General features: G+C 47.1%; 6 protein-coding genes and 1 pseudogene. 3 read left to right on the forward strand and 4 right to left on the reverse strand.

What is annotated here, in order from left to right; genetic code table 11:
- Positions 1-8 precede the first annotated feature (8 nt).
- Genes gspL through FC814_RS16310 form a run of 3 tightly spaced genes read left to right on the forward strand, consistent with a single transcriptional unit; the run spans position 9 to position 2,307 of the window.
- Positions 9-1,172, forward strand: coding sequence for a type II secretion system protein GspL (gene gspL / locus FC814_RS16300; protein ID WP_105280489.1), 1,164 nt, complete (start codon positions 9-11; stop codon positions 1,170-1,172).
- A complete protein-coding gene (locus FC814_RS16305; protein ID WP_105280490.1) occupies positions 1,169-1,630 on the forward strand; it encodes a type II secretion system protein M in 462 nt (153 codons plus the stop codon). The genes gspL and FC814_RS16305 overlap by 4 nt, the downstream gene beginning before the upstream one ends.
- The gene (locus FC814_RS16310) at positions 1,630-2,307 is read left to right on the forward strand and encodes an A24 family peptidase (RefSeq protein WP_000178153.1); all 678 of its coding nucleotides are present in this window, start codon (positions 1,630-1,632) and stop codon (positions 2,305-2,307) included. Before FC814_RS16305 ends, FC814_RS16310 begins: the two co-directional genes overlap by 1 nt.
- Before the next feature lie 28 nt (positions 2,308-2,335).
- On the opposite strand, the gene bfr is transcribed toward FC814_RS16310, so the two are convergent.
- The 4 genes and pseudogenes from bfr to tuf form a co-directional block, all read right to left on the reverse strand.
- On the reverse strand, positions 2,336-2,812 hold the full coding sequence (gene bfr, locus FC814_RS16315) for a bacterioferritin (RefSeq protein WP_000675504.1): 477 nt from the start codon (positions 2,810-2,812) through the stop codon (positions 2,336-2,338).
- Positions 2,813-2,884: 72 nt separating this feature from the next.
- Entirely contained in the window at positions 2,885-3,079 is a 195-nt protein-coding gene (gene bfd, locus FC814_RS16320; RefSeq protein WP_000289085.1) for a bacterioferritin-associated ferredoxin, read from the reverse strand.
- Positions 3,080-3,248: 169 nt separating this feature from the next.
- On the reverse strand, positions 3,249-5,930 hold the full coding sequence (gene chiA / locus FC814_RS16325; RefSeq protein ID WP_137326190.1) for a bifunctional chitinase/lysozyme: 2,682 nt from the start codon (positions 5,928-5,930) through the stop codon (positions 3,249-3,251).
- A 300-nt stretch (positions 5,931-6,230) separates the two neighbouring features.
- Positions 6,231-6,509: pseudogene (tuf, locus tag FC814_RS16330) on the reverse strand (elongation factor Tu); the annotation flags it as partial.

Here is a 6,509-nt window from a genome sequence, read left to right on the forward strand (position 1 = left end):
GGATCGTGATGCCTGAATCGTTGATGGTAATACGTTCTTCCTCGACGCTACGTAAGCAATGGGAGTGGATGACATACTCCGCAGATAGCGTATCTTCAGTACATACGCTCACAGACGATCTTCCGCTGGAGTCGCTGGCCGATCAGCCCGGTGCAGGAAATGTTCATCTTCTGATCCCACCGGAAGGTCTTTTATATCGTTCACTCACGTTGCCCAACGCCAAATACAAACTCACCGCGCAAACATTACAGTGGCTGGCGGAGGAGACGTTACCCGACGCCAGCCAAAACTGGCACTGGACGGTTGTTGATAAACAAAATGACCGAGTGGAAGTGATAGGTATCCAGTCGGAAAAACTCAGTCGTTATCTTGACCGTTTACACACTGCCGGATTAAACGTGACGCGGGTTTTGCCAGATGGTTGTTACCTTCCCTGGAAAGAAGGCTCCTGGACTCTGGTTAACCAGCAAACGAGCTGGCTGATTCGCAGTGCTGCACATGCCTTCAACGAGCTTGATGAACGCTGGTTACAGCATCTTGCCACCCAGTTTTCTCCTGAAAATGTCATCTGTTTTGGCACAGCGGCTCCAGATATCGTGCCGGTCGATTCGCTTATCCAACATGCAGAATCTCCAGCATTACGTTTTTATTCTGCCAATCATTCTCTCCAGCACTACGACATGCTGCATGGTGTTTTTCGCAAACAGAAAACTGTCAGCAGATCGGGAAAATGGCTCGCCAGGCTGGCAGTAAGCAGTCTCATTTTTGCCATTCTCTCTTTTGCTGGTAGTCGGGGAATCGTTCTATGGCAGACGCTTGGGATTGAAGACCAGCTTCAGCAACAACAGCAGGAAACCTGGCAACAATATTTCCCGCAGATCAAACGAACGCACAACTTTCGTTTTTACTTCAAGCAGCAACTCGCCCAGCAATATCCTGAAGCGGTGCCATTGCTCCATCATTTGCAAACACTCTTACTGGAACATCCTGAACTGCAATTAATGGAAGCCAATTACAGTCAGAAGCAAAAATCACTGATTTTGAAAATAAGTTCGAAAAACGAAGGCAATATTGATCGTTTCTGTGAGTTAACACAGTCCTGGCTTCCGATGGAAAAAACAGAAAAAGATCCGGTCAGTGGTGTATGGACAGTAAGGAGCACAGGGAAATGATTAAATTATGGTGGGCTGAAAAATCCCCATCGGAAAAACAAATTATTATGGGGCTGGCGATTCTCTCGCTCTGCGTTTTCTGCTGGCTTGCGGTAATAAAACCTATCGATAACTACATTGCGGATCATCAATCCCGCATACAAAAAATTAAAAAGGATATTAAATGGATGCAAGACCAGGCGAGTGCACATGGATTACTTGACCATCCCACGCTCAGACAATCGGTCAAAAATATCCTTCTTGAGGAAGCAAAGCGTGAGAATTTAGCTATTACGCTAGAGAATGGCCCGGACGATACGCTGACAATTCATCCTGCCACATTCCCCCTCGAAAACGTCTCCCGCTGGCTGACTACGGCACAGATAACATACGGTATTGTTATTGAGGATCTTCAATTTACCCTTGCCGGAAACGAAGAGATCACCCTCAGGCATTTATCCTTCAGAGGGCAACAATAATGACAATGCTACTGCCGCTCTTCATTCTGGCTGGCTTTATTGCTGGTTACCTGGTGAATGCCGTGGCCTATCACCTCTCGCCTTTGGAGGATAAAACGGCGTTAACTTTTCGCCAGGTTTTGGTTCATTTCAGGCAAAAAAAATATGTCTGGCATGACACGTTGCCTATGGCACTTTGCGTGGTTGCGGCAATCGCCTGCGCCCTGGCACCTTTCATGCCGATCGTGACTGGCGCACTCTTTCTCTACTTCTGCTTCGCACTCACGCTCAGTGTTATTGATTTTCGTACCCAGCTCCTGCCCGACAAACTCACCTTGCCACTGCTCTGGCTTGGCTTGTTATTTAATGCGCAGTCTGGATTAGTTGATTTACATGATGCGATTTACGGCGCGGTAGCTGGATATGGGGTACTGTGGTGTGTTTTCTGGGGGGTGTGGTTTGTATGCCACAAAGAGGGATTAGGTTACGGTGATTTCAAGCTACTGGCCGCTGCAGGCGCGTGGTGTGGTTGGCAAACGCTACCAATGATATTACTTATTGCCTCGCTGGGAGGCATTTTTTACGCCATCGCATCACAACTGTGGCAGCGTCAGACCATCACCACAATTGCATTCGGCCCGTGGCTTGCGCTCGGTAGTATGATAAACCTGACGTATCTGGTCTGGATCTCTTATTAACCGGGAGGAATGTCCCTCCCGACATGGCTTAGCCTTCTTCGCGAATCTGTGCTTGCAAATAATTTTGCAGGCCCATTTTCTGAATCAAATCAAGTTCCGTTTCCAGCCAGTCAATATGGCCTTCTTCATCACGCAGAATTTCTATCATCATATCGCGGCTGACGTAATCATGAACGCTATCGGCATAACCAATTGCCTCGCGTAAATTCTTCGCGCCATCCAGCTCAAGTGCCAGATCAGAACGCAGCATTTCCTCAACATCTTCACCAATGTTTAGTTTTCCCAGATCCTGTAAATTTGGAAGACCTTCCAGAAAAAGAATGCGCTCTATATAACGATCGGCGTGTTTCATCTCATCAATGGATTCATGGTACTCCACATCATTGAGACGTTTGAGCCCCCAGTTTTTAAACATCCGGGCATGGAGAAAGTATTGATTGATTGCGACAAGCTCATTTCCCAACAGTTTGTTGAGATAATTTATAACTTTAGTATCACCTTTCATTTTTTGACTCCTTCGCTTCCACTCTTTGAAGCGTAGAACGGCTTACGAGTAAGTCAAAAAACACACTCCGTTTTATGCGGACTCCTTAAACTCCGGCAGCTGCATTAATTCATCCTCCATCACCTCACGTGCGGCTCTGACACATTTACCGCACTGGTTTCCAACCGGAATAAATTTTTTTAATTGCTGGAACGAGTGGGGAGAAAACTGGCGCACAGCCTGACGAATTTTTTTATCACTGATACCATTACAAAGACAAACGTACATAGAGACTCCCGTATACTTTCTTCAAAAATAAATGAAAATAGTTCTTATTTCAATTACGAAAAGACTCTTTTTTAATCAAAAAATAGAAATATGAATAAAAATAATGGGCTACAAAAATGTAGCCCATTGACAAAAAATGCGGCGATACCAGAAAGTATCGCCAGCAAATTTACTGCTTAGTAAACGGCGCGAAGATCGCACTGAATGCGTACTTCGGAGCTTGTTCTTTAGTCAGACCGTGGAATTCCGGAGACAGGTTAGTGCCGCCCGGCAGATCACGCGCGATTGACCAGATACCTACCATGCCGAGGTTGCGAGTTTGCGCATCCTGCATGACCAGACGAGCATCAGAGAGATAGAAAACTTCACCCTGAACGTCGTTCACGCCAACCATCGGCGTGGTGCCCATCATGGCGTCAATTTCTGCATCGCTCTTGTTGGGATGGAGGCCTTTCAATTGTGAATGCAGGTTGGCAATCGCCGACGTTGCACACTTACCGTGGATGTTCTGGCCTTCGGTATTTGCAGACTGACAAATTGCGTTACCGTAGTCCATGGTCATCACGTTCACACCCGCCAGCTCAACACCTTTCGCTTTGGCATCGCTCAGGACGTTCATTCCTTCCGGCGTCAAGCCAGTCGGCAGAATTGGCAAGGTGTACCAGATAGCAATATCTTTGCCTTCTGACTTCCATTTATCCTGCACCTTCTTCACGGCAAGGTTACGACGTTCAATAGATGCCTGATCCGCAACCCAGGTGCCTTCGATATCGAAGGCCAGGACTCTGAGATTCAGGTTATCAACGATGTCATAATAATGCTGCATCAGATCGTCAACGTTCTTACAGGAAGCCGCCAGCGGAGCGTTATTAGCACCACCGATAGACAGCATCACATCGCCGCCTGCTTCACGCAGAGCTTTAATTTTGCTGTACTGAGCGTAATTCTGCATACCGTAAGCAGTACCCCATGTCGGCAGACAGGTGTTCGCATCTTTACTCACCACAAACGCCAGCGTGAAGTGGTTGACGTTATGATTCTTAGCCAGCGCAGCCAGATCCGGGATTGTATTCAGCGTAAAGTCGACATACGGTGCATATACGTGTTTCGGCCACGCTTTCTTCGGCGTACCTACGCGCTCTTTGGTTCCGGTCCAGTCAACAAAGACACGCCACGGGTTGCTGTCAGATGGTGAAACCTTCTGCACTTTACTTTGAGAAATATAGTTCACGCCATTGAAGCGAATCAGCGTATCGCTGGCATAAAGCGTCGCTGGATTAAACTCTGGCGCATTTTTCAGCTCGTCGCTGCTATAGCTCTGTGCTTTACCCAATGGCTTCCACGGGCGGCTATTGCTACCGGTGGCGTTCTGGTTCGCAACCAGCGCAGGGTTATCATTTTGTGTCCAGAACAAGGCTTCATATGCCTGACCATCAACCACCACACGATCGCCTTTCACGTAGACTGTCGATGCAGACCACGCTTTTGCCGATTCGTATTTCTTCCACGGGTTATCGCCGCCAGGAACAAAGCCCCACGCGTCCTGATCCACTGACGTTTTATAATGCGCATCGTTATAATCTACAATGCTGTTCGCACTGTACGCTTTACTGGCCTGGAAGCCATCTGCAACGATAACGCCGCCGTTATCAATTTCACAGGTAGTCGGGTTACCGTACTGACTCATTTCCGCAGCGGTAGCTGTACGCACGAGACGCCATGGGTTATTGGAGTTCTCAGCGCTGGTGCCACGCGGGCAATCTTTAGAACCAACCCACCAGGCATTCTGATAGACATTACCATTGAAGATAACATGGTAAATTTCGCTACCTTCCTGACCACTCCATGCCTGTAATGAGTAATCGTTACTGCTATCCGCTGGTGTTGATGGCTCGTTGTTATCCGGAGTTGGGGTAACCGGAGTATCTGGTGTTACCGGCGCCGGATCAACCGGAGTCACAGCACCACCATTGTCCGGCTTAACAGAGCAGGAGCCTGGATTGCCATACTGAGTGATTTCTGTTGCCGTTGCCGCACAAACATAGCGCCATGGATTGCTGGCGTCGTTTTCTTTCGCATCGCCTGGGCAATTTGCCGCGCCTACCCACCAGGCGTTCTTATAAATGCCGCCGTTGTAGATAACGTACCATGTAGAAGAACCTTCCTGACCTTTCCAGGCTACGACAGCATAGTTGTCGTTTGACTTATCAGCTGGGGCTGGCTGAACATCAGGAGCCGGTTTAACGTCCGGTGCAGGCTGTGGTGCTGAAGTACAGGACTGTGGATTACTGGTTTGCGTGATTTCCGTTGCCGTAGCGGCACGGACATAACGCCATGGGTTGCTGGCATCATTGCCTTTCGCATCGCCCGGACAGTTAGAAGAGGCTACCCACCAGGCATTTTTATATACCGCGCCATTAAAGACGACATACCAGGTCTGACCGCCCTGCTGTTTATTCCAGGCAACTACAGATGAATTTGATGGAACAGTACCTTGTGCTGGTGTAGTTGAACCACCATTAGTTGGCGTATTGGATGCAGGCGTATTTGAAGTTGAAGAAGATGAGCTACTGCTCTTTTCGCAGGAAAGCGTATTGCCAAACTGGCTAATTTCAGCAGCCGTTGCCGTACGCTTTAAACGCCACGGGTTAGTTGCATCATTTGCTTTCGCTTTACCGGGGCAATTTGTAGAAGAAACCCACCAGGCATTTTCATAAACCTTACCATCGAAAATAACCTGATATTTACTTCCACCTTGTTGGTTATTCCATGCTTCCAAAGCAAATGCTGGTAAAGAGGAGCAAATCAACCCCATACCAATCATTGATTTGGTAAATGTATTTAATTTCATTATTATCCCTTTTGACGTATTAAAAAATACTTCAAGACATTAAGTCCTTCAATGAAATTATTTACTTTTTAATGGAACGCTTCAACATAGAATAAAACAAAGAAATAAAAATCAGAAAAAAGCCTGAATAAATAAAGTTTTATTAAATTTAATATATTCGCATTAAAAATATGTGTATCTAGTAATATTTATGAATTAGATATTTAGCACAGATAAAATTACGAATATTCGCGTCCCAGCTTTCATATGCAAAAAGGGCGCCGAAGCGCCCTTTTCAATTCAAAACTAATTAACGAGTAATTAGCTCAGAACTTTAGCTACAACGCCCGCGCCAACGGTACGGCCGCCTTCACGGATTGCGAAACGCAGACCGTCGTCCATCGCGATCGGGTGGATCAGGGTAACAACCATTTTGATGTTGTCGCCCGGCATTACCATCTCTACGCCTTCCGGCAGTTCGATAGTACCAGTCACGTCAGTAGTACGGAAGTAGAACTGCGGACGGTAGCCTTTGAAGAACGGAGTATGACGGCCGCCTTCATCTTTGGACAGAATGTACACTTCAGATTCGAACTTGGT

Source organism: Escherichia sp. MR, from assembly GCF_005280595.1.
Lineage (GTDB): Bacteria > Pseudomonadota > Gammaproteobacteria > Enterobacterales > Enterobacteriaceae > Escherichia > Escherichia ruysiae.

Excerpts from the sequence above, each read along its gene's own strand:
- gspL (WP_105280489.1), top strand. The coding sequence starts at position 9 with ATGCCTGAATCGTTGATGGTAATACGTTCTTCCTCGACGCTACGTAAG.
- FC814_RS16305 (WP_105280490.1), top strand. The coding sequence starts at position 1,169 with ATGATTAAATTATGGTGGGCTGAAAAATCCCCATCGGAAAAACAAATT.
- FC814_RS16310 (WP_000178153.1), top strand. The coding sequence starts at position 1,630 with ATGACAATGCTACTGCCGCTCTTCATTCTGGCTGGCTTTATTGCTGGT.
- bfr (WP_000675504.1), bottom strand. The coding sequence starts at position 2,812 with ATGAAAGGTGATACTAAAGTTATAAATTATCTCAACAAACTGTTGGGA.
- bfd (WP_000289085.1), bottom strand. The coding sequence starts at position 3,079 with ATGTACGTTTGTCTTTGTAATGGTATCAGTGATAAAAAAATTCGTCAG.
- chiA (WP_137326190.1), bottom strand. The coding sequence starts at position 5,930 with ATGAAATTAAATACATTTACCAAATCAATGATTGGTATGGGGTTGATT.